This is a genomic window from Streptomyces sp. NPDC089915 (assembly GCF_040684675.1).
In the GTDB taxonomy this organism is placed as follows: Bacteria; Actinomycetota; Actinomycetes; order Streptomycetales; family Streptomycetaceae; genus Streptomyces.
In genome coordinates this window covers 46553-73440 of record NZ_JBFBGN010000021.1, presented here as the reverse complement: position 1 = coordinate 73440, position 26888 = coordinate 46553, and the positions used below count along the sequence as shown (strand labels likewise).

Below are 26888 nucleotides of genomic sequence, written 5' to 3'. Positions count from 1 at the left end.
TCGCGCCCCCCACCCCCGAGGCGCCCCCGGGCGCTCCCGGGGGCGCGGCCCCCGGACCCCCGCGCCTCAAGCGCCGGCGGGGCTGGGTGGGGGCCGGGGCTCGCGCCCGGGACCCCCGTGGTGCCGGGCGGTGTTCCCGGGGGCTCCGCGCCCAGACCCCCGCACTTCAAGCGCCGGCGGGGCTGGGGGCGCCTCAAGCTTCGGCGGGGCTGAGGGCGCCTCAAGCTTCGGCGGGCCGGGCCGGGGCGGCCGGGGCCATCCGGGGGTAAAGCGGGAGGTGTCGGGCGTGGGGGTGGGGGGTGGGGTGGGGGGCGTGGGAAGGTGCGGGCGGGGGCGGGGTGATTGTCGCCTCGTCCGATCATCAGTCCGTCCGGCGAGCAGCGAGGTCTTCCATGCGACTGCGCAACGCCCTTGCCCTCACCGCCCTCCTCCTCTCCCTCGCCGCACCCTCCGCCACCGCGGACACCGGCACGGGCGGCCCGCCCCGCCCCGCGCCCGCGCCCGCGATGCCCGCGCCCGCGATGCCCGCGCCCGCCCTGCCCTCCCGGGCCCGCGCCACCTGCGGGGACGGCAAGAGCGGCGCCTTCCCGATCGGGGCCCGGATCCGGGGCGGTCCGGTGGTCTACCGGGCCGGCGGCGGCCCGCAGAGCTGGCTGCTGGACCTGACCAACACCACCGGCGCCACCTGCACGGCCATCCACCCCGTCATCGTGTTCACCGACCCCGCCCGGGCCCTGCGGCCCGCCCACCTCCGCATGGAGTTCGAGGCGCCCGGCGGGCGGTACCCCGTCAGCCTGGAGCGCAGCGACCGCGACGAGATCGTGGCGGTGTTCGACGGCAAGGACGCCTTCCCCGGCTTCTCCGTGCCGGCCGGCGGTTCCGCCACCGTCAAGGTGCAGCTCTCCTTCGCCCCCGACACCCCCCTCGGCGAGGTCGTCGCGGACGCCGCGCTCGTGCAGCGCAAGGGGGACGACGGGGAGTGGGTCGGCGAGGCCGGCGGGTACCGCTTCTCCGTGGAGGGGCCGGAGGAGCCCGAGGACGCCGGCGCGGCGGGCTCGCTCGCGCACACCGGGCCCCGGGAGTGGGCCTACGGCGCCGGAGCCGTGGCCGCCCTGGCCGTCGGCGGCGGCCTGTTGCTGGGCGCCCGCCGCCTCCGCCGCACCGGTCAGCGCTCGTAACCGGCCCGCGCCCGTGGAAGGCCCGGCGGGAAGGCCGCCAGGAGCGGCCGGCGGCAGGGTCGGCAGCAGGCCCGGTGGGAGGGGCGGCTCGGACGCGGCCGGCGCCGGAGGGGCGGCGGCCAGGCCCGGCGGGAGCGGCCGCCTGCAGCACCCGTCGCCCGCCGCCAGGACCCCCCGCCGCCGCCACCCGCCACCACGGGCCCCGGAGAAGGGCTGGTCGAAGGCCCCGCCGACCCCGTCCGTACATCTCCCGCACGTACAGTCCGACCGTGGAAGAACAGACCCGGTACCCCGCCCCCCACCGCCCCGGCTCGCCCGTCCGTTCCGGGATTCCCGAGCACGGGCGGATCCCCAAGTACTACGCCGTCAAGGCCCGCATCGCCGATCTCCTCGACGAGCTCGGCGAAGGCGGGGCGCTGCCCACCGAGCGGGATCTCGCCGAGCGGTACGAGGTGGCCCGCGAGACCGTGCGGCAGGCGCTGCGGGAACTGCTGCTGGAGGGCCGGCTCCGCCGCTCCGGCCGGGGGACCGTGGTCGCCGGGCCCAAGCTGGAGCAGCCCCTCTCCCTCGCCAGCTACACCGAGGGCGTGCGCCGCCAGGGCCGCCGGCCCGGCCGCAACCTCATCGGCCTGGAACGGTTCCCCTGCCCGCCCGAACTCGCGCGCGGCATCGGCGCCGAACCCGGCGAGCCGGTCTGGCACCTGGAACGCGTCCTGCTCGCCGACGACGAGCGCGTCGGGCTGGAGAGCACGTACGTCCGGGTCGCCCGCGCCCCCCGCCTCGACGTCGATTTCCAGCCGGACTCCTCCTTCTACGGCTACCTCCGCGACAGCCTCGGCATCTCCTTCGGCGACGCCGACGAGAAGCTGGAGACCGTCCTCGCCACCCCCCGCGAGGCCCTGCTCATCGGCACCCCGCCCGCGCTCCCGATGCTGCTCATCCACCGCTTCTCCCGGGACCAGGACGGCCGGCCGCTGGAGCGGGTGCGTTCGCTCTACCGTGGTGACCGGTTCAGCTTCACGACCCGGCTGCGGCCCGAATAGTCCGCGTCGAAACGGGACGCAAGCCACCAACCCGACCAATTGAAATCACGGAACGGTAACGGGTCTAGTCCAAGAGTCGAGGGCTGTTCACCGGCCCGTCGCCCACCGGATCCTCCGGGGTCACGGACCGCCCCGACCGTGGACGGCGTGAGAGTCATAGTCGTCGGAGGCGGCGTGGTCGGCACCATGCACGCCTGGCAAGCAGTCCAACGCGGCCACGAGGTCGTCCAGATCGAGCGCGAGGCCGAGGCCCGCGGGGCCTCGCTGCGCAATTTCGGCCAGATCTGGGTCAGCGGCCGGGCCGGGGGCGAGGAGCTCGACACCGCCCTGCGGGCCCGCGAGCTCTGGGAGCGGATCGGCGCGGAGGTGCCCGGCCTGGGCTTCCGCGCCATCGGCTCCCTCACCCCCGTCCGCAACGCCCGCGAGTACGCGGTCGCCGAGGCGGCCGTCGCCCGCCCCGACGCCGCCGCCCGCGGCTACAAGCTGGTCACCGCCGCCGAGGCGCGGGCGATCAACCCGGCCCTGCGCGGCGCCTTCGAGGCCGCCCTGTGGTGCGAGCGGGACGCGGCCGTCGAACCGCGCACCGCCCAGCTCCACCTCCGCGAGGCCCTCCGCGCCTCCGGCCGCTACACCTTCCTGCCCGGGCGCGAGGTCCGCGACCTGGCCGGCCCCGCCGCCGTCCGCGACGACCACGGCGACGTCCACCGCGGCGACGCCGTCGTCCTCGCCACCGGAGCCTGGCTCTCCGGCCTGGTCCGCGAACTCGTCCCCGACCTGCCCGTGCGCCGCGTCCGGCTCCAGATGATGCAGACCGCCCCCCTCGGCGAGCCGCTCACCACCTCCGTCGCCGACGCCGACAGCTTCCGCTACTACCCCGCCTACAAGAGCGACGCGCTCGACGCCCTCAACGCCGAGCAGGCCCAGACGCCCGTCGCCGCCGCGCACAAGATGCAGCTGCTGATGGTCCAGCGCCGGGACGGCGGCCTGACCATCGGCGACACCCACGAGTACGAGCACCCCTTCGCGTTCGACACCGTCGAGGACCCCTACGACCACCTCACCGCGGTCGTCGAGTCCTTCCTGGGCCGCCCGCTGCCGAAGATCAGGCACCGCTGGGCGGGCGTGTACGCGCAGTGCACCGACACCAGCCGCGTCGTCCACCGCCAGCAGGCGGCCGAAGGCGTCTGGCTCGTCACCGGACCGGGCGGCCGGGGCATGACCTGCTCGCCCGCCATCGCCGAAACCACCGCGAACGAACTGGGCTGGTGAGCCACATGACCGAAACCCGTACCCCCGCGAAGCTGATCGTCCTCGACATGGCCGGCACCACCGTCGCCGACGGCGGCCTCGTCGAGCGCGCCTTCGCGCGGGCCGCCGACCGCCTCGGCGTCGAGCCCGGCACCCCCGACCACGCCGAGAAGCTCCAGTACGTCCGCGACACCATGGGCGAGTCGAAGATCTCCGTCTTCCGCCACCTCTTCGGCACGGAGGAACGCGCCCGGCTCGCCAACACCGCCTTCGAGCAGGCCTACGCCGAACTCGTCGACGGCGGCCTCGTCACCGAGGTCCCCGGAGCCCGCGCCACCATCGAGGGGCTGCGCGCCGACGGCCACACCGTCGCCCTGACCACCGGCTTCGCCCGCGTCACCCAGGACGCCATCCTCGACGCCCTCGGCTGGCGGGACCTGGCCGACCTCACCCTGTGCCCGGCCGACGCCGGCGGCCGCGGCCGCCCCTACCCCGACATGGTCCTGGCCGCGTTCCTGCGCACCGGCGCCGTGGACGACGTGGCCGACACCGTGGTCGCCGGGGACACCGCGTACGACATGCTCAGCGGCCGCCGCGCCGGAGCGGGCACCGTCGCCGGGGTCCTCACCGGGGCCCACGACCGCGCCGCGCTCACCGCGCACGGCGCCACCCACGTCCTCGGCTCCGTCACCGAACTCCCCGCCCTCCTCGCCGAGCCGGGGTCCTCGTGAGCGGCATCCGCTTCGACTCCGTCTCGGTCGCCTACCACGGCACCACCGTCCTGGACTCCCTCGACCTCACCGTCGAGCCCGGCGAGGTCATGGCGCTGCTCGGCCCCTCCGGCTCCGGCAAGACCACCGCCCTGCGGGCCGTCGCCGGCTTCGTCCGCCCCGTCTCCGGACGGGTGCTGATCGGCGGCCGGGACGTCACCGCCCTGCCCCCGCACAAGCGGGGCATCGGGATGGTCGTCCAGCAGTACGCCCTCTTCCCGCACATGCGGGTCGAGGACAACGTCGCCTTCGGCCTGCGCGCCCAGAAGACCCCCAAGGGGGAGATCCCGGCCCGGGTCGGCGAGGCCCTGGAGATGACGGGGATGGCCGCGTACGCCAAGCGCTACCCGCGCGAGCTCTCCGGCGGGCAGCAGCAGCGGGTGGCCATCGCCCGCGCCCTTGCCATCCGGCCCGGGGTCCTCCTGCTGGACGAGCCCCTCTCGGCGCTCGACGCACAGCTGCGCTCCGGGATGCTGGCCGAACTGGCCCGGCTGCACCGCGAACTCCCCGACGTCTCCATCCTGTACGTCACCCACGACCAGGTCGAGGCCCTCACCCTGGCCGACCGGATCGCCGTCATGGACCGGGCCCGCCTCCAGGACTGCGGCACCCCGCAGCAGCTGTACCGGGCACCGCGTACGGAGTTCACCGCGTCCTTCGTCGGCAACGCCAACCTGCTCCCGGTGACGGTCGCCGACGCCGGAGCGGTGTTCGCGGGCCGCCCGCTGGCCCTCGACCGGGGCCCCGCGGCCCCCGGCTCCACCGCCACCCTGTGCGTGCGCCCGCACCTGCTGGGCCTCGGCGACGGCCCCAACGCCCTGCGCGGCACCATCACCGAGGTGCAGTGGCGCGGCTCGACGCACCGGCTGTACGTGGACGTCGACGGGCACCGGGTCAAGGCGGACCTCCCCGAGCTGCGCGAGACCCCGGCCCTGGGCGACGAGGTCACCCTCCACTTCGAGCCCCGCGACGCGGTGCTCCTGGCGGCGGGGGTCACCGCATGACCGGGGCGGCGCTCAGGCAGGCCGGCCCGACCCCGGCGCCCGGCCCCGTACCAGCACCCGCCCCAGCCCCCGCCCCCGCCCCCGCCCCCGGAGCACCCCCGGGGCGGAGCCGCCGCGCGCCCCGGGCCGTCTGGGCGCTGCCGCCCGTGGCCCTGCTCGGGCTGGTGTTCCTCTACCCCCTGGCCCTGGTCGTCCGGCAGTCCCTCACCCCCGACGACGGCGGCGGTGCCTTCGAGGCCTACTCCGCCGTCTTCGCCTCGCACGCCTTCCGCGAGGCCCTCGGCACCACCGTCTGGCTGGCCCTCGCCGCCACCGCCGGCTGCCTGCTCCTCGGCTTCACCCTGGCGCTGATCATCGCCTTCGTCCCCTTCCCCGGGGCCAAGGCCGTCGCCAGGTTCATCGACGTCTTCCTCTCCTTCCCCTCCTTCCTCATCACCCTCGCCCTCCTCTTCATCTACGGCACCGTCGGCATGGCCAACGGCCTGTGGACGGACGTCCTCGGTGGTACGGAAGGCCCGTTCCACTTCCTCACCACCCCCTGGGGCGTCCTCCTCGCGGAGATCACCTACTTCACCCCCTTCGTGATGCGCCCCCTGCTCGCCGCCTTCTCCCAGCTGGACACCGCCCAGCTGGAGGTGGCCGCCGGCCTCGGCGCCCGGCCCGCCCGGATCGTCCGGCAGGTGATCCTCCCCGAGGCGCTCCCCGCCCTCGCGGCGGGCGGCAGCCTCGTCCTCGTCATGTGCCTCAACGAGTTCGGGATCGTGCTGTTCACCGGCGCCAAGGGCGTCACGACCCTCCCGATGCTCGTCTACGGCAAGGCGATCCTCGAATCCGACTACCCGGCCGCCTGCGTGGTCGCCGTCGTCAACATCGCCATATCCATCGGCCTGTTCGGCCTCTACCGGGTGGTGGGCAAGCGTGCTGGTGCATAGCAGGGGCGGCCGCTGGGCCGCCTGGACCCTGTTCGGGATCCTCTTCGTCCCCCTCTTCGCCCTGCCCCTCCTCGTGGTCGTGGCCGCCTCCTTCGCCACCCACTGGTCGGGCGCCCTCCCCTCCGGACCGACGACCGAGAACTACGCCTCCGCCGTCCAGGGGGACTCCCTCCAGGCCCTGACCACCTCCCTGGTCACCGCCGTAGCCGCCAGCCTGATCGCGCTCACCGCCGGAACCTGGGCCGCCCTGGCCGCCGCCGCCCTCGGCCGGCGCGGGAAGCGGGTCCTGGACGCCCTGTTCATGCTGCCCGTCGCCGTGCCGTCCGTGGTCGTCGGCCTCGCCGTCCTCGTCGCGTTCAGCAGGCCCCCCGTGCTGCTCAACGGCACCAGCGCGATCGTGATCCTGGCGCACACCATTCTTGTCACGGCGTTCGCCTACCAGTCGGTTTCGGCCGCCATAGTGCGTCTCGACCCCGCGTACGAGCAGGCGGCCGCCTCCCTGGGCGCCCGTCCCGCGTACGTGCTGTGGCGGGTCAGGCTCCCCCTCCTGCTGCCCTCCCTCACGGCGGCCGCCGGACTCTGCTTCGCCCTGTCCATGGGCGAGCTGAGCGCCACGATGATGCTCTACCCGCCGGACTGGATGCCCCTCCCGGTCCGGATCTTCACCGCCACCGACCGCGGTTCGCTCTTCGGCGGATCCGCCGTCGCCGTGGTGCTGATGGCCACCACCCTGCTGGTCCTCCTGGCCGTCTCCCGCGTCCGCACCCGCGCCTCCTACCGCTGAACCCCACACCCCCCCCGGCACTTCCCCTTCCCCCGTAAGGAACCCCCGTGTCCAGAGCCCTCCTGCTCCGCACCGCCACCGCCCTCACCTGCGGCCTCGCCCTCGCCACCACCCTCACCGCCTGCGGCGGCTCCTCCACCGCCGCCGACGGCTCCGGCTCCGGCTCCAAGGGCGGCGGCGAGAAGACCGTCACCGTCTACAGCGCCGACGGCCTCAAGAGCGACAAGGGCGACGGCTGGTACGACAAGGTCTTCGCCGACTTCACCAAGAAGACCGGCATCGAGGTCAAGTACGTGGAGGGCGGCTCCGGCGAGATGGTCCAGCGCGCCGTCCGCGAGAAGACCAACACCCAGGCCGACGTGCTGATCACGCTGCCGCCCTTCATCCAGCAGGCCGACGGCAAGGGCCTGCTCCAGGCCTACTCCCCGCAGGGCTCCGACAAGGTCAACGGCGCCGACAAGGCCCCCGACGCCAAGTGGACCTCCGTCGTCAACAACTACTTCGGCTTCGTCTGCAACAAGAAGGAGCTGGCCTCCGCCCCCAAGACCTGGGAGGAGCTCCTCGACGCCAAGTACAAGGGCAAGCTCCAGTACTCCACCCCCGGAGTCGCCGGCGACGGCACGGCCGTCCTCGTCAAGTCCATGCACGACTTCGGCGGCAAGGACCAGGCGATGGACTACCTCAAGAAGCTCCAGGCCAACAACGTCGGCCCGTCCTCCTCCACCAGCAAGCTCGCGCCCAAGACCGACAAGGGCGAGCTGCTCGTCGCCAACGGCGACGTCCAGATGAACTTCGCCCAGTCCAAGTCCATGCCGAACCTCGGCATCTGGTTCCCCGCCAAGGACGGCGGCAAGCCCACCACCTTCGCCCTGCCGTACGCGGCCGGCCTGGTCGCCAAGGCCCCGCACACCGAGAACGGCAAGAAGCTCCTCGACTACATGCTGAGCGAGGACGCCCAGAAGCTGGTCAGCGAGGTCGGCGGCGGCTTCCCCGCCCGTACGGACGTCAAGCCCACCGACGCCAACGCCATCGCCCTCACCCAGCTGATGGGCGGCGTCGAGGTCTTCGAGCCGGACTGGGCCGACATCGACAAGAACCTCACCGCCTACGTCGACGCGTGGAAGTCCGCGACCGGCAGCTGAGCCTTAACCTCCCGGCCATCCCCACCGGGAAGCATATCGAACAGATAACGGGTCTGGACCGAAACCGCACCTCGGTCCGGACCCGCCGCACGCGCGCCCGTCCACGCGCCGCGGCACCCAGCACGCGCACACACACCACACACGCCCACTTGCTCCTGGAGGAGTACGTGTCCCCTGTCCTGCGCGGACGCACCCTCGCCGTGACCGCCACCGCCACGGCCCTGCTCGCCACCACCCTCGGCCTCACCACCACGGCCGCCGCCGCCCCCGGCGGCCCCGGCGACCCCCGGGCCGCCGCGGAAGCGGCCGCCAAGGCCGCCGCGGCCGCCCCCCGGGCCGCCGCCGGCTCCACCGACAAGGTCCTCGTCATCGGCCTCGACGGCGTGGTCCTCGACCGGGTCAAGGCCGCCAACGCCCCCCGCCTCAAGGGCCTGATGGCCGAGGGCCTGACCGCCCGCAGCACCCTCTACGCGAGCCCCATGGCCGCCACCTCCTCCGGCCCCGGCTGGTCCACCATCGCCACCGGCGTCTGGCCCGACAAGCACGGGGTGAAGGACAACTCCTTCACCGGCAAGAACTACGGCGCCTACCCGGACTTCCTCACCCGCGCCGAGAACGCCAAGCCCGCCCTCAACACCTACGCGGCCGCCGACTGGGAGCCCATCACCTCCACCGACGCGGGCGGCCCGATCTTCTCCGCCAAGGTGGACAAGCGCCTCTCCCTCAAGGGCGACCGCGACGGCTACGGCACCGAGGACCCGAAGATCGCCACGGCCGCCTCCGCCGAACTGCGCGACGGCAACCCCGACGCCTCCTTCGTCTACTTCGGCCAGGTCGACGGCGCCGGCCACTCCTACGGCGCCGCCAGCCAGCAGTACCTCGACGCCATCGGCCGCGTCGACACCCTCGTCGGCCAGGTCCTCGACGCCGTCAAGGCCCGCCCCACGTACGCCCAGGAGAACTGGAAGGTCCTGGTCACCACCGACCACGGCCACACCGACGCCGGCGGCCACGGCGGCTCCACCCTCCAGGAGCGCGGCACCTTCGTCATCGCCAAGGGCGCCGGAATCCCCGCCGGTTCGGTACGCGAGGACGTCAGGCTCGTCGACGTCGCCGCCACCGCCCTCGCCCAGGTCGGCGTCCCCACCACCGGACTGGACGGCGTCCCCCTCGACGCCCCGGACGGCGACCCCTTCGACACCCTGCGCCCCGCCCTCCAGGCCCGCGTCGACGAGACGGGCATCCCGGCCGGGACGAAGGGATTCACCCACACCCCGCCCGCCGGCTGGTCCGTGGACAACTCGAAGATGGGCACGGGCGGCGTCACCGAGTGGGCCGGATGGGCCTTCGCCACCGACGAGTTCTGGACCCAGGCCCAGCGCGACCAGTGGCGCGAGCTCAACGTCCGCTCCCGTGACGTGTTCGCCGTCGCCGACTCCGACGAGTGGGACGACAAGACCCACACCGGCACCTTCGACTCCACCCTGATCACCCCCAAGTGGGCGGTCACCGGCGGCACCACGCGCACCCTGGACTTCCAGACGCACTACCGCCACGAGGCCGGCCAGACCGCCCAGGTCCTCGTCTCCTACAACGGCGCGGCCCCGGTCGTGGTGAAGACGTACACCGCCGACGCCGTCGCCAAGGCCGAGTCCCTCCCGCTCCAGATCCCGGCGGGCGCCACCGACGTCCAGATCCGCTTCCGCTACAGCGGGAACAACAACTGGTTCTGGACCGTGGACGACGTCCGCCTCGGCTAGGCCGTCCGGGCCGTGGACGCCCTCGGCGCCCACGGCCCGCGCCCGCTAGGGTGGTGGTACAGACCACAGACCCACAGGTCAGAGGCGACCAGAGCGGAGAGAAATCCGTGGCAGACCGCAAGCCGATCGAATCCTGGCTCACCGACATGGACGGGGTCCTCATCCACGAGGGCACCCCCATCCCCGGCGCCGATGCCTTCATCAAGCGGCTGCGCGAGTCCGGCAAGCCCTTCCTGGTCCTGACCAACAACTCCATCTACACCCCGCGCGACCTCCAGGCCCGGCTCAGCCGCATGGGCCTGGACGTGCCCGTGGACAACATCTGGACCTCGGCGCTGGCCACCGCGAAGTTCCTCGACGACCAGCGCCCCGGCGGCACGGCCTACGTCATCGGCGAGGCCGGCCTGACCACCGCCCTGCACGACATCGGCTACGTCCTCACCGACCACGAGCCCGACTACGTGGTCCTGGGCGAGACCCGCACGTACAGCTTCGAGGCCATGACCAAGGCCGTCCGCCTGATCAACGCGGGCGCCCGGTTCATCTGCACCAACCCCGACGAGACCGGCCCCTCCACCGAGGGCCCGCTCCCGGCCACGGGCGCGGTCGCCGCGCTGATCACCAAGGCGACCGGCAAGCAGCCGTACTTCGCGGGCAAGCCCAACCCGCTGATGATGCGTACGGGCCTCAACGCCATCGGCGCCCACTCCGAGACCAGCGCGATGATCGGCGACCGGATGGACACCGACGTGCTGGCCGGCCTGGAGGCGGGCATGCAGACCTTCCTCGTGCTGACCGGGCTGACCACGGCCCAGGACACGGAGAAGTTCCCCTACCGCCCGACCCGTACGGTCGACTCCATCGCGGACCTCGTCGACCTGGTGTAGCCGGCGTCGGCGCGGGCGTCGGCGCGGGCGCGCGTTAGCGCGTACGGCTGACACGTACGGGCCAAGAGAGCGCCGCTCCGGATGCGGAGCGGCGCGCCGCACGTGAATCTCCTAGGGAGGAGGTTCACCATGCGAAGTTCTCTGCTCGCTCTCCGTGCCGCGACGGTGGCCGTGACCCTGGCGGCCTGCACCGCCGTGACCGCCCCCGCCGCCCTCGGATACGAAGGGGACCGCGGCGGTGTCTCCGTCGAGCCGAACCCGGCCGAACCGGGCGGGCGGGTCAAGATCCGCGTCCGCGCCTGCGAGGGCGACTGGGCGGTGGCCCGTTCCCCCGTCTTCGACTCGGAGGTCCGGCTGCGCAAGGGTCACGAGGACCCCCGCACCCTCTTCGGCGAGGCCGAGATCCGTCACCACGCCGACCCGGGCTGGCACGAGGTCCGGGTCAAGTGCGAGGGCCGGGACGACGGTCTGCGCGGCTCCCTGGAGATCCGCCGCGACCACCGCCCCGACCCCCACCACTCGCCCGTCTGGCCGGTCCACGCGGGCGGCGGCGCGATGGCCGCGCAGGTCGCCGAGACCACCCGGCTGGCCTCCGCCTCCGCCGCGAAGAAGAGCCACCACGGCGACGGCCCCGGCCTGCCGCAGACCCTGGTCGGCGCGGTGCTGGCCGCCGCGGCCACCCTGGTGGTCGCCGGGCGCGCGCTGACCCTGCGCCGCCGCCGCAACGGCGGATGAGCGGGTCCGGGCCCTCGGCCGGCGGGCGGCTGGTGACCTTCACCGCCTGGTCGTTGCTGGTGCTCGGCCTGTGGCTGTGGGGCAAGGAGATCACCGGGGTGCCCGGCGGCGTGCCGGCCGGCCAGTCGGGCGGCCGGTCCGGCCCGGGCCTGCCGGCCGCGCGGGCCCCGCTGACCGCGGCGATGCCCGCGCGGGTCGACGTCCCGTCCATGGGGGTGCAGGCGCCGGTGATCGCCCGGGGCCTGGACCGGCAGGGGGCGGTCGAGCCGCCGCCGTACGAGCTCCCCGGCACGGTCGGCTGGTGGGGCGCGGGTCCCGCGCCCGGGGCGGCGGGGGCCGCGCTGATGGTGGGGCACGTGGACACGAAGTCGAAGCCGGCCGTGTTCTTCGGGCTGGGCTCGGTCAAGCCGGGGGAGAAGATCCGGGTGGCGCGGGCGGACGGGACGGTCGCCGAGTTCACCGTCGAGGACGTACGGGTCTACGAGCGCGCGGGCTTCGACCCGCACAAGGCGTACGGGCCCCGGGTGGCGGGCCGCGCCGAGCTGAGGCTGGTGACCTGCGGCGGGACGTACGACAAGGCGGCCGGCCAGTACTCGGCGAACGTGGTGGTCTCGGCGTACCTGACGGGCGCGGGGACGCGGCCGGGGGCGGCGGCGTAGCGCCGGCGCCCCGCGCGAACGAACCGTGTGAACGGCCCCTGTGAACGGCCCCTGTGAACGAGGAAACCCCCCGTAGCTTTCGCTACGGGGGGTTTCCCTTGTCTGTGCGCCGCCAGGGACTCGAACCCCGGACCCGCTGATTAAGAGTCAGCTGCTCTAACCAACTGAGCTAGCGGCGCTTGCTGACAGGGAAAACTCTACCCCACTTCCAGGGGTGGTCATGACCAGCCGCGCCCGTGCTGTCCGATTAACCCATGTTTGGGGGGTTTGTCGTGCACGATATGTCTGGGCCGACCGCATCTGACGCTCCGTCGGATGCGGAGGGGTCCGGACCGACGACGAGCAGGAGCGACCGGGCCCGGTCGGGCCCGGTCAGGGGAGTGGACGGAACGCATGACGACGCAGCCTCCGGTGCACGCGCAGATGCCGATGCCTGTCTTCGAGGAGTTCGAGCCCGCCGGGGACTGCGCGTGCCCCGGGTGCGCCCAGCGGCGCCGGGCGCTGGCCCGGGGGCGGGCCATAGCGCTGCGGGACGCCGGGCTGCCGGCGGTGGGCGGGGCCCGCCGGGCCCTGGTGCTGGCCACGGCGGCCGGGGTGGTCCTGGGCGCGGGCGGCCCGGCCGCAGCCCTGACGGCCACCTCCCCGACCCCGGCCCGCCCCGCCCCGTCGGAACCCCTCCCGATCCCGGGCCACGGGGCGGGTGCGGCGCACGGGGCGGCTCCGGGACACGGGGCCGGTGCGGCGCATGCGGGCGGTGCGGCGCGCGGGGCCGGTGCCGCGCATGCGGGCGGGCCCGGGCCGTCGGCGCGGGACACCCCCGGCAGTCCGCAGGGCGGCCGGGCCCCGCTGCACGGCCGGCCGCGTCCTCCGGCCTCCGGGCCGGGCCGGCCGGGGGCGCCCTCCCTGGCCCGGCGCATCGACCGGGCGACGATCATCAACCGGGCGAAGCTGTGGCTGGAGGCCCAGGTCCCGTACAGCATGTCCGAGTACTGGACGGACGGATACCGGCAGGACTGCTCGGGCTACGTCTCCATGGCCTGGAACCTCGGCACCAACGAGTGGACCGGCAGCCTCGACACCTTCGCCACGAAGATCACGAAGGACGAGCTGCTCCCCGGGGACATGCTGCTGTTCCACAACCCGGCGGACCCCAACAAGGGATCGCACGTGGTGCTCTTCGGCGGCTGGGTCGACGAGACGCACACGCACTACATCGCCTACGAGCAGACCCCGCCGCTCACGCGGCGGCTGGCCACGCCGTACGGGTACTGGGAGAACGGCGCGAAGTACGTCCCGTACCGGTTCAACGGGGTGGCCGCCGGGGCCGTCCCCGGCGACTCGGTGCCGCCCGCGGAGAAGCCCTCGGCGACCTTCCCCGGCGCGTCCAAGTTCGGGCCCGGCGCCGACAACAAGTACGTCGCCGAGCTGGGCCGGATGCTGATCGACCGGGGCGCCCTGCGGTTCTACCCGAAGGGGCCGAGCACGAAGTGGAGCGAGGCCGACCGGCAGGCCACGGAGGCGTTCCAGCTGGCGCAGGGCTGGACGGGGGCCGACGCGGACGGCCTCCCGGGCCCGGACACCTGGCGGCTGCTGGTCCAGCGGCAGGGCAGCGACATCGTGCCGACGGGCCGCACGACACCCCCGCCGGCCCCCCGCCCGGGCCCGCGCCCGGCCCCCGCTCCGGGTCCCGTCGGCGTCCCCGCGTACCCCGGCGCGAGCGTCTTCCGCCCGGGCCGGTCCCACCCGGCGATCGCCGCGATGGGGCGGCAGCTGGTGAAGAGGGGCTTCGGCACGCACTACTCCTCCGGCCCGGGCCCGGCCTGGACGGAGGCCGACCGCCGCAACGTCGAGGCCTTCCAGCGCGCGCAGGGCTGGCGCGGCGCCATGGCCGACGGCTATCCGGGCCCGGAAACCTGGCGCCGGCTGTTCGCATGACGGAGGCAACGATGCACCCCACCCGCACCACGTCCACGACGGGCACGTTCCACCCCCTCCCGCTGCCCTCCGCCGCCACGACCCCGGCCTGGTCCCCGGACCCGACCCGCGTGGTCCGCGCCGCAGCCCCCGCCCACCCACCGCACCCCGCCCCCGCACATCCGCAGCCCGCCACCCGACCGAGCACCCCGGCCCACCGTGAGCCGCAGGCGCCCGGATCGGGTCCGGAGCGCCTGGCCGACGCGGACCCGACGGCCCCGGTGACCACCACCTCCCGCCCGGAGCCGCAGGCCCCGCCCGAGGGCGTGCCGGAGCACCCCGCCTGGGCGGACCCGATGGCCCGCACTAGGCCGGCGGAGCACCCGCGCCCCACCACGCCCCACCCCATGGCCGCCCCAACCCCCCACACTCCGGCCCCGGCTCCCCACCCGGAGCCTCCGGTCGCCGCGTGGGCGACCCGGACCGCGGCGCCGGAGGCCTCGGCAGCCGGCGGTCCGCCGGCGGAACCGTCCGCCCGTGCCCGCACGACGGTTCCGGAGGTGCCGGCCCCTGCCGTTTCCCCGGTTCCCGCCCCGGAGGCGGCGCCCCGCGCCCGCACGGCGATTCCGGCGCGGGAGGCGGCGATGCCTGCCCGCACGGCCACTCCGGCCCCGGATCCGACGACTTCACCCCGTGCGACCGTTCCGGACCCGGGGGCGGCGGCCCCTGCTCCCACGGCCGCTCCGCCCCCCGGGGCGGTGGCCCCTGCGCGTGCGGCTGCTCCGGCCCCCGAGGCGGCGGCTTCGGCCCGTGCGGCTGCCCGCGTGCCGGAGGCCGTGCCGGTCCGTGCGGCCGCTCCGGCCCCCGAGGTGGCGGCTCCGCCCCGTGCGGCTGCCCGCGTGCCGGAGGCCGTGCCGGTCCGCGTGGCCGCTCCTGCGCCGGAGGCGGTGCTCCCCGTCCGTGCCGCTCTCCCGGGTGCGGGGGTAACGAGCCCTGCCGACAAGCCCGTTCAGGGTCCGGAGGCGAAGGCCTTCCCGGGCTCGGGCGGAACGGCCGCTGCCCATGGGTCCGTTCCGGACCTGGCGGCGCCGACCCGGACCATGGCGCACCCGTCGGCGGACACGCTCTCCCTGCGGGGTGCCGTGCCCCCCGAGGCGGCGGCGCCCTCCCGGAGTGCCGTACCGGAGACGGAGGTTGTCCCCGGCGGCGTGCTGCGGGATGCCGGCGCGCAGGCGGGAATCGGCGAGCCCGAGCAGCCGACGGCCCCGGCCCCCCGGGCCGAGCCGCACCCCCTCGCCGCCCGCCCCGGCCCGCAGCACCACGCGGAGCCGCCGCACCCGGCCCCGCACGCCGACCGGCGGACGCACGCCGTGGGCGACACCCCGCAGCACCACGCGGAGCCACCGCACCCGGCCCCGCACGCCGACCGGCGGACGCACGCCGTGGGCGACCCGCAGCACCACGCGGAACCGTCCCGCCGGCCCCTCTCCGAACCGCAGCCCGCCACCGCCCGTCCCGGGCCCCGTCCCGCGGTCTCCCGCGCGGAGCCGCAGGCACCGGACCGCCGGCCGCCCACCGCCCCGGCCGACCCGCACCCCCCGGCGCCCCCCGCCCCCCGGGCCGAGCCCGCGCGGGGTGACGTGCCCGCCGCGCGGGGTGGGGTCGGGGTGCCCGGGCCCGGGGTGGCCGAGATCGTGGCGCAGGCCGTCGCGCGGGGGATCGAGGGGCGGGACGGCATCCGCGGCGGCCCGCGGCGCGGGTCCGTGCGGGGGGCGGCCGTGACGGAGGTGCCCGTGCACCTGCCGTTCGCGGCCCGGCCCGAGGCCCCCGCCGCCGCGACGCCCCGCCGCCCCGCCGAGCGGACGGCTCCGGCGGCGCGCCGGGTGCCCCGCGGGGACGAGCGGCTCCGGGAGCACCGGGGGCCCGTACTGCCCGGCTGGATCGCCGTGGTCGTGGGCCTCCTCGCCCTCACCGGCTGCGCGGCCGTGCTGTGGCGGGCCGGGGTGGTCCCCGCCACCCTCGTCGCCGCCTTCGGCGTGCCGGCCCGCCCCTACCAGGGGCTCCGCGTCACCCACTGGCCCCCGCTGGCCTTCCTCGGCATCGTCACCCTCCTCTCCCTCGGCGGTCTCGGCCGAGCCAAGGCGGGCCACGCCTGGGTGCTCACCCTCTTCGGCCGCTACCGCGGCACCGTCCGCCGTACCGGCCTGACCTGGATCAGCCCCCTCCTCCTGCGCCGCCGCGTGGACGTCCGGCTGCGGCACTGGCGCAGCGAGCCCATGCCCGCCGTCGACTCCGGCGGCCTCGCCCTCCAGGTCGTCGTCCAGGTCGTCTGGCAGGTCCGGGACACCGCCCGCGCCACCCTCGCCGTCGAGGACCACATCGACTACCTCGCCGAGCAGGTCGAGTCGGCCACGGCCCGCGTCCTGTCCCGGCTCCCGGCCGACGCCTTCCACGACGACGCCCCGACCCTGCGCGACGCCGAGGCCGTCGGCGAGGCGCTGACCCGGACCCTGGCCGCCGAGACGGAGGCCGTCGGGATCGAGGTGTTCTCCGCCCAGCCCACCCGGATCGAGTACGCCCCGGAGGTCGCCGAGGCGATGCGCCGGCGCCGGATCGCGGTGATCGACGCCAAGCACCGGGACACCGTCCTGACCGCCGTCGTCGACGCCGTGGACGACACCGTCCACCGGCTCACCTCGCGCGGGATCGTCGATCTCGACGACTACGAGCGCAAGGCCCTCGTCAAGGACCTCACCGTCGCCTTCTACACCGGCAGGTCCGACCAGTAACAGCCGTACCCGAAGCCGTACCTGACGCGCTCCAGCCGAAACGGGTGGCCGGTAACGACCGGACCACCCGTTTTCGCATGGGGATGGACATGTCCAAGTCCCGTCAATACTGTGGGACTTGGTCTAGACCTACCGCCTCCCCTCGGCGGAATTCCGCCACCCCCCGCGCCCGTCCCCACGTGTGCGCACGCCCCGCCAGGCTCTCCCCCCACACCCAAGGAGCATCATGCGTCCCTTCCGCATACCCGGACGCGCCGCCGGCGCCACCGCGCTCGGCGCCGTCCTGCTCGCCGGCGCGACCCTGCTCACCGCCCCCGCCGCGAGCGGCCACGGCTACACCGACACCCCCATCAGCCGCCAGAAGCTCTGCGCCAACAAGACCGTCCCCGACTGCGGCCCCATCCAGTGGGAGCCGCAGAGCGTCGAGGGCTACAAGGGCTTCCCGGCGGCCGGTCCGGCCGACGGCCAGATCTGTTCCGGCGGCCACAGCGAGTTCGCCCAGCTCGACGACCCGCGCGGCGGCACCTGGCCCGCGACCAAGGTGAACTCCGGCCAGCCCTTCGACTTCCGCTGGCAGTTCACCGCGAACCACTCCACCACCGACTTCAAGTACTACGTCACCAAGAACGGCTGGGACCCGACCAAGCCCCTCACCCGGGCCTCCCTCGACCCCCAGCCCTTCCTCGTCGTCCCCTACAACGGCGGCCGCCCGGACATGACGACCATCCACCGCGGCGCCATGCCCGCGGGGAAGACCGGCCGCCACATGATCCTCGCGGTGTGGACCGTCAACGACACCCCGATGGCGTTCTACGCCTGCTCCGACGTTCAGTTCTGACGCAGCGTCAATTACCCTCCGGCGGCATGCGGACGACGACCGAAACCGATCCCGGCCCCGAGACCGTCGCGGAGCTCATCGCGCGCCAGTGGGGCGACCACCGGCCCGGGCTGAAGTACGGCGCGGAGACCGGCCCCGGGGCCACCCGGGCGCCGGCCACCGTCCTCAGCCGCCACCGGACCGCCCAGGAGGCCGCCGCCCGCGCCGCGCTCCTCGCCGACCTCCTGCCGCCCGGAGCGGAGCCGCACGTGGGGGTGCTGCTCGACAACACCCCCGAGTTCCCCTTCTGGCTCGGCGCGGCGGCCCTCGCCGGGGCCGCCGTCGCCGGGATCAACCCCACCCGGCGCGGCCCCGAGCTGGCCCGCGACATCCTCCACACCGACTGCCGGCTCCTCGTCACCGAGCCGGCCCACCTCCCGCTCCTGCGCGGCCTCGACCTGCCGGGCGTACGGATCCTCGTGACCGGCACCGAGGAGTACGAGGCCCTGCTCGCCCCCTACGCCGCCGCCAAGCCCGGCGAGGCCCGCGTGCGGCCCGGCGGCCCCCGCCCGGACGACCGGCTGCTCCTCTACTTCACCTCCGGCTCCACCGGCGCCCCCAAGGCCGCCGTCTGCAGCCAGGGCCGCCTCGCCGCCGCCGGCCACTCCCTGGCCCGCCACTTCCGCGTCACCCCCGACGACGTCCACTACGTCTGCATGCCGCTCTTCCACGGCAACGCCGTCATGGCCTGCTGGCTCCCCGCCCTCGCCGCCGGCGCCCCCGTCGCCCTGCGCCGCCGCTTCTCCGCCTCCGGGTTCCTCGACGACGTACGCGCGTACGGGGCCACCTACTTCACCTACGTCGGCCGGGCCGTCCAGTACCTCCTCGCCACCGCACCCCGCCCCGACGACCGCGCGCACACCCTGCGCCTCGGCTTCGGCACCGAGGCCGGCGCCGTGGACGCGGCCCGGTTCACGGAGCGGTTCGGCGTCCCGCTGGTCGAGGGGTACGGGGCCACCGAGGGCGGCGCCTCCGTCCAGCGGACCCCCGACACCCCGCCCGGCGCCCTCGGCCGGCCGGGCGCGGGCGACGACCTGGCCGTCGTCGACCCGGAGACGGGCCGCGAATGCCCCCCGGCCGTCCTCGACGCGCGGGGCCGCCTGCGCAACGGCGAGGAGGCCATAGGCGAGCTGGTCAACCGCGGCCGCAGCCACTTCGAGGGCTACTGGCGCAACCCCGGGGCCGAGGCGGCCCGCACCCGCGACGGCTGGTACTGGACCGGCGACCTGTTCTTCCGGGACCCGGACGGCTTCCTCTACTTCGCCGGCCGCACCGACGACCGGCTGCGCGTCGACAGCGAGAACCTGGCCGCCGCGGTGATCGAGAACATCCTGGCCCGCTGGGAGGAGGCGGCCGCAGTCGCCGTGTACGCCGTCCCGGACGAGGCGGCGGGGGACCAGGTGATGGCCGCGGTCGCCCTGCGGGAGGGCGCGGCCTTCGACCCGGAGGCCTTCACCGCCTTCCTCGCCGCCCAGCCCGACCTCGGGACGAAGATGGCCCCGCGCTACGTCCGCGTCCTCGGCGCCATGCCCGTCACGGCGACGAACAAGGTCCACCGGGCCGCCCTGCGCCGGACCGGCTTCCTCTGCCCCGAACCGGTCTGGCACCGCGTCGCCGGCGCCTACCGCCCGCTCGGCGGGCCGGACCTGGAGGCGCTGCTGTCGGCGTACGGGGACCGGGGCCGCCGGGAGCTCCTGGAGGGCTGAGCGGAACCGGGAGGAGCGCGGAGCCCTCTTCCTCCGGGAGGGGGGTTCCCATGACGACCACACCGTCCGCCACACCGCCCGCCACGCCGTCGGCCGCGAAGGCCTGGGCGGCCGCGGCGGCCCTGCTCCTGAGCCTCGCCCTGGCGGCCTGCGGCACCCACGTCGCGGGCCGCGCGGCACCGCCCCCACCCCCGCCGCCCTCCCCGTCCTGCGCCCCCGCCGCCCCGAACCTCCCGACGGACGAGGACCCGGGCACCTCCCAGCCCCCCACGGACGAGGACACGGGCGCGCCCCGGCCCCCGACGGACGAGGACCCGGGCACCTCCCAGCCGCCCACCGACGAGGACACGGGCGCGCCCCAGCCCCCCACCGACGAGGGCCCGGGCACCTCCCAGCCCCCGACCGACCAGGACGCCGGCACCCCGCAGCCCCCGACCGACCAGGACACCGCCTCCGGCGCCCCCGCGGGCCCCTGCCCGGTCGTGGACGGCTGGTACGACATGACCCGCGAGTTCAACGCCTACTACGACCGCCACCGCACCGACGCGGACCGGCTCATGCCCTCCCGGGGCGCCCGGGAGGTCCGGGTCCGCAAGGACGGGGGAGCCGGGCAGGCCCGGCTCGTCTTCACCACCGGCTCCGTCGGCAAGGGCCTCGGCGAGGACGCGCGCCGGCTCGCGCAGGTCTTCGCGCAATGGCGCCACGAGGTCTACGGGGACACCGGCACGGTCCGGGTCCGCACCCCCGAGGGGACCGAGGTCGCGGCCCTGTCCTGGTGACCGGCGGATCTGGTTTGGAGCACCCCTCGGGAGCAGGTAGTATTTTCTCTGTCAGCAAGCGCCGCTAGCTCAGTTGGTTAGAGCAGCTGACTCTTAATCAGCGGGTCCGGGGTTCGAGTCCCTGGCGGCGCACCTGATCTTCGGGCGGTTCCCGGTTCACCGGGAACCGCCCGAAGTGCTTTCCGGGCCCGGGCGGCAGGCCCCCCGGCCCCACCCGGCGCCCCGGCTCCGACGCCGACGCCGGCCCCCGCTCAGAGCGTGAGCGACAGCAGCAGCGGCGCGGCCCTCCGGTTCAGCGCGTCGGCGGCGGCGCGCAGCCGGTGCGCGTGCTCGACGGGCATGGACAGCGCCAGGCAGCCCACGGCCGCCCCGGCCGTGATCGGGACCGCCGCGCAGACCGTGCCCACGGCGTACTCCTGGAGGTCCAGCACGGGCACCGTGGCCGGCTGGCTGTCCAGCTTCGAGAACAGGATCCGCTCGTTCACGATCGTCTTCGACGTCAGCCGCGCGATCTTGTGCCGGGACAGGTGGTCGCGGCGCCCGTTCTGGTCGAGCTGGGTGAGCAGGCACTTGCCGACCGCGCTGGCGTGCGCCGCCGAGCGGAAGTCGACCCACTCGTGGACCTTCGGGGTGCGCGGGCTGTCCGCGAACTGGGTGATCCGGACCTCGCCGTCCACGTAGCGGCTGATGTAGACGGCCGCGCCGACCGAGTCGCGCAGCCGGTCCAGGGTGTCCTGGAGCTTCTCCTGGAGGGCCTGCTGCCGGTCGCTCCCGGAGCCGAGCAGGACGAGGGAGTCCCCTATGGCGTAGGCGCCGTCGGAGACCTGGAGGACGTACCCCTCCCGGCGCAGCATGAGCAGCATCGGGGCGAGATGGACCGCGGGCAGGCCGGTCTCACGCGCGATCTGCACGTCGGTCACACCGCCGGTGTGCCGCGAGATCGTTTCGAGTACGCGAAGGGCGTACTGCACCGAGTGGAACGGCGCGGTCGGCTCGGGCTTCAGCGCCACGGTTTCCCCCTACCAGGTTGTTACCGCTTGCTCTACCACGATAGCCATCAAGAGGCCCACGTGGAGCGTGTGTTGAGGAGATTGATGGCTTGATCAAGCCCCTCTGCCTGGGTCTACCCGTCTGGCATATGCCAAGGTCATGCGCCTGCCCCGGTCTGCCGGGAATGCCCGGTGGGCGGTCGCCGTTCCCCTTCTCCGTACGGGTGCCGCGTGAGGCGCACGAGCCGGACGGAACGGGAGCGACGACGATGAGCGACAGCGAGGCCAGGGGCCCCGAGGGTACGGGACCCGGCGCGGGCGGAGCGCGGCCGGCCGGGGCGCACGCGACCGGAGCCGACCCCGTGCGCGGGACCGTCCGGGGCGGGGCGCCGGTGCCGCTGTCGGTCCTCGACCTGGTCACCGTCGGCGCGGGCGGCTCCGCCCGCGAGTCGCTGCGCACCAGCGTGGAGATATCCCGGCTCGCCGAGTCCCGCGGCTTCCACCGCCACTGGGTCGCCGAGCACCACTCCATGCCGGGGGTCGCCAGCTCCTCCCCGGCGGTGATCCTGGCCCACCTCGCGGCGCACACCTCCCGCATCCGCCTCGGCTCGGGCGGGGTCATGCTGCCCAACCACGCCCCGCTGGCCGTCGCCGAGCAGTTCGGCACCCTGGAGGCCCTCGCCCCCGGCCGGGTCGACCTCGGGCTCGGCCGGGCGCCGGGCACCGACCCCCGCACGGCCGCCGCGCTGCGCGGGCCCGGGCGGCTGGACGAGGCGGCGGAGGAGTTCCCCCGGCGGCTCGCGGAGCTGACCCGCTTCCTCGACGACGACTTCCCCGACGGGCACCCGTACGCCCGCGTGCACGCCGTCCCCGGCCCGGTCCAGGGGCCCGCCGCCCGGCCCCCGATCTGGCTGCTGGGCTCCTCCGGCTTCAGCGCCCGCCTCGCGGGGGAGCTCGGGCTGCCCTTCGCGTACGCCCACCACTTCTCCGCGGCCGGCACCCTGCCCGCCCTCGACCTCTACCGCCAGAGCTTCCGCCCCTCGGCGGTGCTGGACGCCCCGTACGCCCTCATCGGGGTCTCGGCGTTCGCCGCGGACACGGGCGCGCAGGCCCGCGCCCAGGTGCTCACCGGCGCGCTGTCGATGCTCCGGCTGCGCGGCGGGCGGCCCGGGCTGGTCCCGACGCCGGAGGAGGCGGCCGCGTACGCCTTCTCGCCGCCGGAGCGGGAGTTCGTGGACGGCTGGCTCGCGAACATCGTCCACGGCACCCCCGACGAGGTCCGCGCGGGGCTGGACGCGCTGGTGGCGCGCACCGGCGCGGACGAGCTGATGCTGACCGCCAACGGGCACGGCGGGGCCGCCCGGCTGCGCTCGTACGGGCTCGTCGCAGATGCGTACAGCATGCCCACGGACTCCTAGCCGCGGGCTCGATTCCCACCGGACGCCGGAGAACGGGGTTTGGCTGGTTTGTTGCCGAAAGCTTGCCGGAGCATGACCTAAGGCAGTCTTAAACCGCTCGTCACCAGGGGTGGCGGGCGGTTTTCGTTGTGCCCCCATGCCTCTGACGAGGGCATTTACCGCCTCAGTGGTCTAGTCCTTCTTTGGTCCAAACCATTGACTGGGGTGTGCCGTGATCGCTATCACTTCTCTCACCCGAAGCTGATGCCCTCCCCTCCCACCCCCCGGAGGCAGTTCATGCACATCCGTAAACCCCTCGTCGCGGCCGCCGCCACGGCCGCGCTGGCCGCCGGGGCACTGGCCGCCTTCGCGGGAATCGGCACCGCCCAGGCCGCCGGCGCGGCCACCGCCTCCGGAACCGCCGCCGGCGGCGTGCGGATCGCCTACTACGACCAGTGGAGCGTGTACGGCAACGCGTTCTACCCCAAGCACCTGGACACCCGGGGCATCGCGGGCAAGCTCGACGTCATCAACTACTCGTTCGGCAACATCCACCCCACCGACCTCACCTGTTTCGAGGCGAACAAGGCGGCGGGCGACGACAACAACCCCAACGCCGGTGACGGGGCGGGCGACTCGTACGCCGACTACAGCAAGTCCTTCAGCGCGGCCGACAGCGTCAGCGGGGTCGCCGACAAGTGGGACCAGCCGATCGTGGGCGTCTTCAACCAGTTCAAGCAGCTGAAGGCCAAGTACCCCAACCTGAAGATCAACATATCGATCGGCGGCTGGACCTACTCGAAGTACTTCAGCGACGCGGCGAAGACCGACGCCTCCCGCAAGAAGTTCGTGTCCTCCTGCATCGACCAGTACATCAAGGGCAACATCCCCAAGGCCGACGGCTACGGCGGCCCGGGCACGGCGGCCGGGATCTTCGACGGCATCGACATCGACTGGGAGTACCCCGGCTCCTCCGGCGGCCACCTCGGCAACCACTACGCCCCCGAGGACAAGCAGAACTTCACCCTGCTGCTCAAGGAGTTCCGCGACCAGCTCGACGCCTACGGCCAGGCCAACGGCGGCAAGAAGTACCTGCTGACCGCGGCCCTCCCGGCCGGCCAGGACAAGATCAAGTACATCGAGACCGACAAGATCGGCTCGTACCTCGACTACGCCAACATCATGACGTACGACATGCACGGCGCCTGGGACGGCGACGGGCCGACGTACCACCAGTCCCCGCTGCTGAACTCGGCCGCGGACCCGACCGACCCGATCGCCCCGGGCACCCAGAAGTACGGGGTCAAGAACGCCATCGACTCCTGGCTCGACGGCAACCCGGCCTACGGGATCGCGGGCGGCTTCCCCGCCAACAAGCTGACCCTGGGCTACGAGTTCTACTACCGCGGCTGGAAGGGCGTCCCCGCCGGCACCACCAACGGCCTCGCCCAGACCGCCACCGGCCCCTCCGGCGCCCGTCCGACCTCCCAGCAGGCCGGCATCGCCAACTACAAGGAGCTCGGCGGCATCGTCGACAACCCGGCGACCACCTTCTGGGACGACCAGGCCAAGGCCTCGTACTTCTACAAGGACGGCGAGTTCTTCACCGGCCTGAACCAGAAGTCCATCCAGGCCCGGGTCGACTACGGCAAGAGCCGCGGCCTGGCCGGCGCGATGATGTACTCCCTGCTCGGCCTGGACGACAAGACCACCCTGCTGAACCAGATCAACGACGCCCTCGGCGGCGCCACGACGCCCCCCACCACCCCGCCGACGACGCCGCCCACCACCCCGCCCACCACGCCCCCGACGACGCCTCCGACCACGCCGCCCACCACGCCCCCGACCACGGGCTGCGGCAGCACCCCGGCGTACGTCGCGGGCCAGGTCTACACCGCCGGCAACGAGGTCTCGTACAACGGCCGGAAGTGGAAGGCCCAGTGGTGGACGCAGAACGAGGTGCCCGGCACCACCGGTGAATGGGGCGTCTGGAAGGATCTCGGCGCCTGCTGATCTCCCCCCACCCGGCGCCGAGCGCCGACCGCCCCCGCGCCTGACCGCAGGCCGGGGGCGGCCGTGCGCCCGGGGGCCGTCGGCCGGCCGCGTGCGGCCGTCCGTACGGGAGCGTCAGCCGTGCCGGACGTCCGGGCGGGCGCTGATCATCTCGGCGATCCGCTCCGGGGCCACCGCGCGCGAGTACAGCCACCCCTGGCCGGTGTCGCAGCCCACCCGCCGCAGCCGGGCGGCCTGGCCCGCGGTCTCCACGCACTCGGCGGTCACCGTCAGCCCCAGCCGGTGCGCGAGCTGCACCAGGGCCTCCACGATGGTCTCGTCCGCCGGGTTCGGGTGCGTGCCCTCCTCGTAGCGGAAGCCGCGCACGAAGGACCCGTCCAGCTTCAGCACCGACACCGGCAGCCGTGAGAGGTAGGCCAGGTTCGAGTAGCCGGTGCCGAAGTCGTCGATGGCGATCCGCACGCCCATGTCGCTGAGCGCCTGGAGGGCCTGCAGGGGCCGCCCGGCGGAACCCATCACCGCGGACTCCGTCAGCTCCAGCTGGAGCAGCTGGGGCGCCAGCCCCGTCTCGGCGAGGATCTCCGCGACGTCGCCCACCAGGTCGGAGTCCCACACCTGGCGCACCGCCACGTTCACGGAGACGAACACCGGCGAGTCACTGGGCTGTTCGATCTGCCAGCGGCGCGCCTGCCGGCAGGCCGTGCGCAGCACCCACTGGCCCAACTGCACGATCGAGCCGTCCTCTTCGGCGATGCCGATGAACCGATTCGGCGTCAATGTGCCGAACTGCGGGTGGTTCCAGCGCACCAGGGCCTCCACCCCGCGCACCACCCCGCTCTCCAGGTCCACCAGCGGCTGGTACTCCAGCTCGAACTCGCCCTGCTCCACCGCCGGGCGCAGCGAGCTCGACAGGGCCTGGCGGGTCATCCGGTGCGCGTTGCGCTCGGGGTCGAAGAGGGTCCAGCGGGCCTTGCCGTCGGCCTTCGCCCAGTACAGGGTCGTGTCCGCCGCCTGCATCAGCCCCGTGGCCGAGGTCCCGGCCGCGTCGCGCTCGACCACGCCGATCGACGCGGACACCGACAGCCGCTGCCCGGCCAGGTCGAAGGGCTCCTGTACGGCGGCCAGCACGCTGCGGGCCAGGTCGGCGAGCTGCTCGGTGCCGGTGGAGTCCTCGACCAGCAGCGCGAACTCGTCGCCGCCGAGCCGGGCGACGAGGTGCCCGCCCGAGCGCCCGTACCCCGACTGGTCGGCGCAGTGGGTCAGCCGGGCCGCGACGGCGGTCAGCAGCCGGTCGCCGACCCGGTGGCCCAGGGTGTCGTTGACGGCCTTGAACCCGTCGAGGTCCAGGTAGCACAGGCCGATCCGGCCCGTCCCGCCGCTGCCGAACGCGGACGCCTCCAGGGCGGCCGAGAGCCGCTCGAAGAACAGCGCCCGGTTGGGCAGCCGGGTCACCGGGTCGTGCATCTGGAGGTGGCGCAGCCGGGCCTGGAGGTCGCGCCGGTCGCTGATGTCGGCGACCGACAGCAGGACGTCCGGGGTGCCGGGTACGGGGCCCAGGGTGACCTCGGTCCACAGCGAGTGGCCGTCGGGGTGCTTGAGGCGGCGCGTGCAGCGCAGCCGGGCCTGCCGGCCGCGCAGCACCTCCTGGTAGGCCTGCCAGGTGCGGGCCTCGGCCGCGAGGTCCACCAGGTCGGCGGCGCTCTGCCCGGTGAGTTCGTGCGGCTCGCCGCCCAGGAGGGAGGCGAGGGCCCGGTTGGCGGCGATGACGTCGCCGCCCCGGCCGACGAGGGCCATGGGCAGGTGGGCCGCGTCGAAGGCGGCGCGGTAGTCGCGGGGCCGGCCCGCGGCGCCGCCGATCACCCCGGCCGCCCTGAGGTCGGCGCCGGGGTCGGTCCGGGCGTCGGCGTCGGCGGCCCGGGCGGTGAGCCTCGGCGGCGGCGCCGCCATGCCCGGCACGGCAGGCACTGCTTGGTGACGTTCCGTAAGGGCCGAGCGGATGCCGTCGGCGGCCGAACCGGTTCCCTCTGAGCTTCCGCTCACCGTTGGCTCCCGCGGTGTTCGTGAGTGTCGGTGCAGGAAAGTGTGCCGATCATAGAGGCTGACGGAGGCCCTATCCAGCGGCGTCGCCGTGTGGGGCACGGGTCGTCGCCGTGCTGACGCCCCGTCGGGCCGGAGCTGACGCCGTGTCGGCCGCCGCCGCGTGACTGATTCCGCACGTCCGTGAGCGCAGCGAGTTCGAGTCTGATCCCGGGTGATCGTTCGTGACGTTCCGTAAGAGGGGC

21 protein-coding genes and 2 tRNA genes are annotated in these 26888 nt (G+C 74.5%); 20 read left to right on the top strand and 3 right to left on the bottom strand.

Going from position 1 to position 26888, the window contains the following annotated elements:
* The first annotated feature begins 392 nt into the window (after positions 1–392).
* The 12 genes from AB0O29_RS09835 (at position 393) to AB0O29_RS09780 (ending at position 12142) form a co-directional block, all read left to right on the top strand.
* Positions 393–1178, top strand: coding sequence for a hypothetical protein (locus AB0O29_RS09835; RefSeq protein WP_365148781.1), 786 nt, complete (start codon positions 393–395; stop codon positions 1176–1178).
* Positions 1179–1447: 269 nt separating this feature from the next.
* Entirely contained in the window at positions 1448–2221 is a 774-nt protein-coding gene (locus tag AB0O29_RS09830; protein ID WP_365148778.1) for a GntR family transcriptional regulator, read from the top strand.
* 147 nt (positions 2222–2368) lie between these two features.
* On the top strand, positions 2369–3490 hold the full coding sequence (locus AB0O29_RS09825) for a TIGR03364 family FAD-dependent oxidoreductase (protein WP_365148775.1): 1122 nt from the start codon (positions 2369–2371) through the stop codon (positions 3488–3490).
* A 5-nt stretch (positions 3491–3495) separates the two neighbouring features.
* Positions 3496–4200: a phosphonatase-like hydrolase gene (locus tag AB0O29_RS09820; RefSeq protein WP_365148772.1), complete on the top strand. Its 705-nt coding sequence runs from the start codon at positions 3496–3498 to the stop codon at positions 4198–4200.
* Entirely contained in the window at positions 4197–5243 is a 1047-nt protein-coding gene (locus AB0O29_RS09815) for an ABC transporter ATP-binding protein (RefSeq protein WP_365148769.1), read from the top strand. Before AB0O29_RS09820 ends, AB0O29_RS09815 begins: the two co-directional genes overlap by 4 nt.
* Positions 5240–6175: a 2-aminoethylphosphonate ABC transporter permease subunit gene (locus tag AB0O29_RS09810; RefSeq protein WP_365148766.1), complete on the top strand. Its 936-nt coding sequence runs from the start codon at positions 5240–5242 to the stop codon at positions 6173–6175. The genes AB0O29_RS09815 and AB0O29_RS09810 overlap by 4 nt, the downstream gene beginning before the upstream one ends.
* Positions 6162–6959 (top strand): ABC transporter permease subunit, encoded by a 798-nt coding sequence (locus AB0O29_RS09805; protein WP_365148763.1) that lies wholly within the window; start codon positions 6162–6164, stop codon positions 6957–6959. Before AB0O29_RS09810 ends, AB0O29_RS09805 begins: the two co-directional genes overlap by 14 nt.
* Before the next feature lie 47 nt (positions 6960–7006).
* Positions 7007–8101, top strand: a complete 1095-nt coding sequence (locus AB0O29_RS09800; RefSeq protein ID WP_365148760.1) for a 2-aminoethylphosphonate ABC transporter substrate-binding protein — start codon at positions 7007–7009, stop codon at positions 8099–8101.
* Between the two features lie 167 nt (positions 8102–8268).
* A complete protein-coding gene (locus tag AB0O29_RS09795; RefSeq protein ID WP_365148757.1) occupies positions 8269–9861 on the top strand; it encodes an alkaline phosphatase family protein in 1593 nt (530 codons plus the stop codon).
* Between the two features lie 107 nt (positions 9862–9968).
* Positions 9969–10748 (top strand): HAD-IIA family hydrolase, encoded by a 780-nt coding sequence (locus tag AB0O29_RS09790; RefSeq protein WP_365148754.1) that lies wholly within the window; start codon positions 9969–9971, stop codon positions 10746–10748.
* 129 nt (positions 10749–10877) lie between these two features.
* Positions 10878–11483: a hypothetical protein gene (locus AB0O29_RS09785; protein WP_365148751.1), complete on the top strand. Its 606-nt coding sequence runs from the start codon at positions 10878–10880 to the stop codon at positions 11481–11483.
* Positions 11480–12142: a class F sortase gene (locus tag AB0O29_RS09780; RefSeq protein ID WP_365148748.1), complete on the top strand. Its 663-nt coding sequence runs from the start codon at positions 11480–11482 to the stop codon at positions 12140–12142. Before AB0O29_RS09785 ends, AB0O29_RS09780 begins: the two co-directional genes overlap by 4 nt.
* Before the next feature lie 105 nt (positions 12143–12247).
* Here AB0O29_RS09780 and AB0O29_RS09775 read toward each other — a convergent pair.
* Positions 12248–12321: transfer RNA gene (locus tag AB0O29_RS09775), tRNA-Lys, on the bottom strand.
* Positions 12322–12565: 244 nt separating this feature from the next.
* Here AB0O29_RS09775 and AB0O29_RS09770 point away from each other — a divergent pair.
* The 6 genes from AB0O29_RS09770 to AB0O29_RS09745 all read left to right on the top strand — a co-directional run bounded on the left by AB0O29_RS09770 (position 12566) and on the right by AB0O29_RS09745 (position 20339).
* Positions 12566–14077, top strand: a complete 1512-nt coding sequence (locus tag AB0O29_RS09770; RefSeq protein ID WP_365148799.1) for a peptidoglycan-binding protein — start codon at positions 12566–12568, stop codon at positions 14075–14077.
* Between the two features lie 1187 nt (positions 14078–15264).
* Positions 15265–16845, top strand: coding sequence for an SPFH domain-containing protein (locus tag AB0O29_RS09765; RefSeq protein WP_365148745.1), 1581 nt, complete (start codon positions 15265–15267; stop codon positions 16843–16845).
* A gap of 226 nt (positions 16846–17071) precedes the next feature.
* Positions 17072–17683: a lytic polysaccharide monooxygenase auxiliary activity family 9 protein gene (locus tag AB0O29_RS09760; protein WP_365148742.1), complete on the top strand. Its 612-nt coding sequence runs from the start codon at positions 17072–17074 to the stop codon at positions 17681–17683.
* A 26-nt stretch (positions 17684–17709) separates the two neighbouring features.
* A complete protein-coding gene (locus tag AB0O29_RS09755; protein WP_365148739.1) occupies positions 17710–19428 on the top strand; it encodes an AMP-binding protein in 1719 nt (572 codons plus the stop codon).
* Between the two features lie 50 nt (positions 19429–19478).
* Positions 19479–20207 carry a hypothetical protein gene (locus tag AB0O29_RS09750; protein ID WP_365148738.1) on the top strand — a complete coding sequence of 243 codons (729 nt, stop codon included), beginning with the start codon at positions 19479–19481 and terminating at the stop codon, positions 20205–20207.
* Positions 20208–20265: 58 nt separating this feature from the next.
* A tRNA-Lys gene (locus AB0O29_RS09745) sits at positions 20266–20339 on the top strand.
* Between the two features lie 119 nt (positions 20340–20458).
* Here the strand turns inward: AB0O29_RS09745 and AB0O29_RS09740 are convergent.
* Positions 20459–21217 (bottom strand): IclR family transcriptional regulator C-terminal domain-containing protein, encoded by a 759-nt coding sequence (locus AB0O29_RS09740; RefSeq protein ID WP_365148736.1) that lies wholly within the window; start codon positions 21215–21217, stop codon positions 20459–20461.
* Positions 21218–21465: 248 nt separating this feature from the next.
* Between AB0O29_RS09740 and AB0O29_RS09735 the strand changes: the two genes are divergently transcribed.
* Together AB0O29_RS09735 and AB0O29_RS09730 are read left to right on the top strand one after the other, a co-directional pair.
* Positions 21466–22614, top strand: coding sequence for an LLM class flavin-dependent oxidoreductase (locus AB0O29_RS09735; protein WP_365148733.1), 1149 nt, complete (start codon positions 21466–21468; stop codon positions 22612–22614).
* Positions 22615–22890: 276 nt separating this feature from the next.
* Positions 22891–24606: a glycosyl hydrolase family 18 protein gene (locus AB0O29_RS09730; RefSeq protein WP_365148730.1), complete on the top strand. Its 1716-nt coding sequence runs from the start codon at positions 22891–22893 to the stop codon at positions 24604–24606.
* Between the two features lie 114 nt (positions 24607–24720).
* Here the strand turns inward: AB0O29_RS09730 and AB0O29_RS09725 are convergent, their stop codons facing one another.
* On the bottom strand, positions 24721–26646 hold the full coding sequence (locus AB0O29_RS09725) for an EAL domain-containing protein (RefSeq protein WP_365148727.1): 1926 nt from the start codon (positions 26644–26646) through the stop codon (positions 24721–24723).
* Positions 26647–26888: the final 242 nt, after the last annotated feature.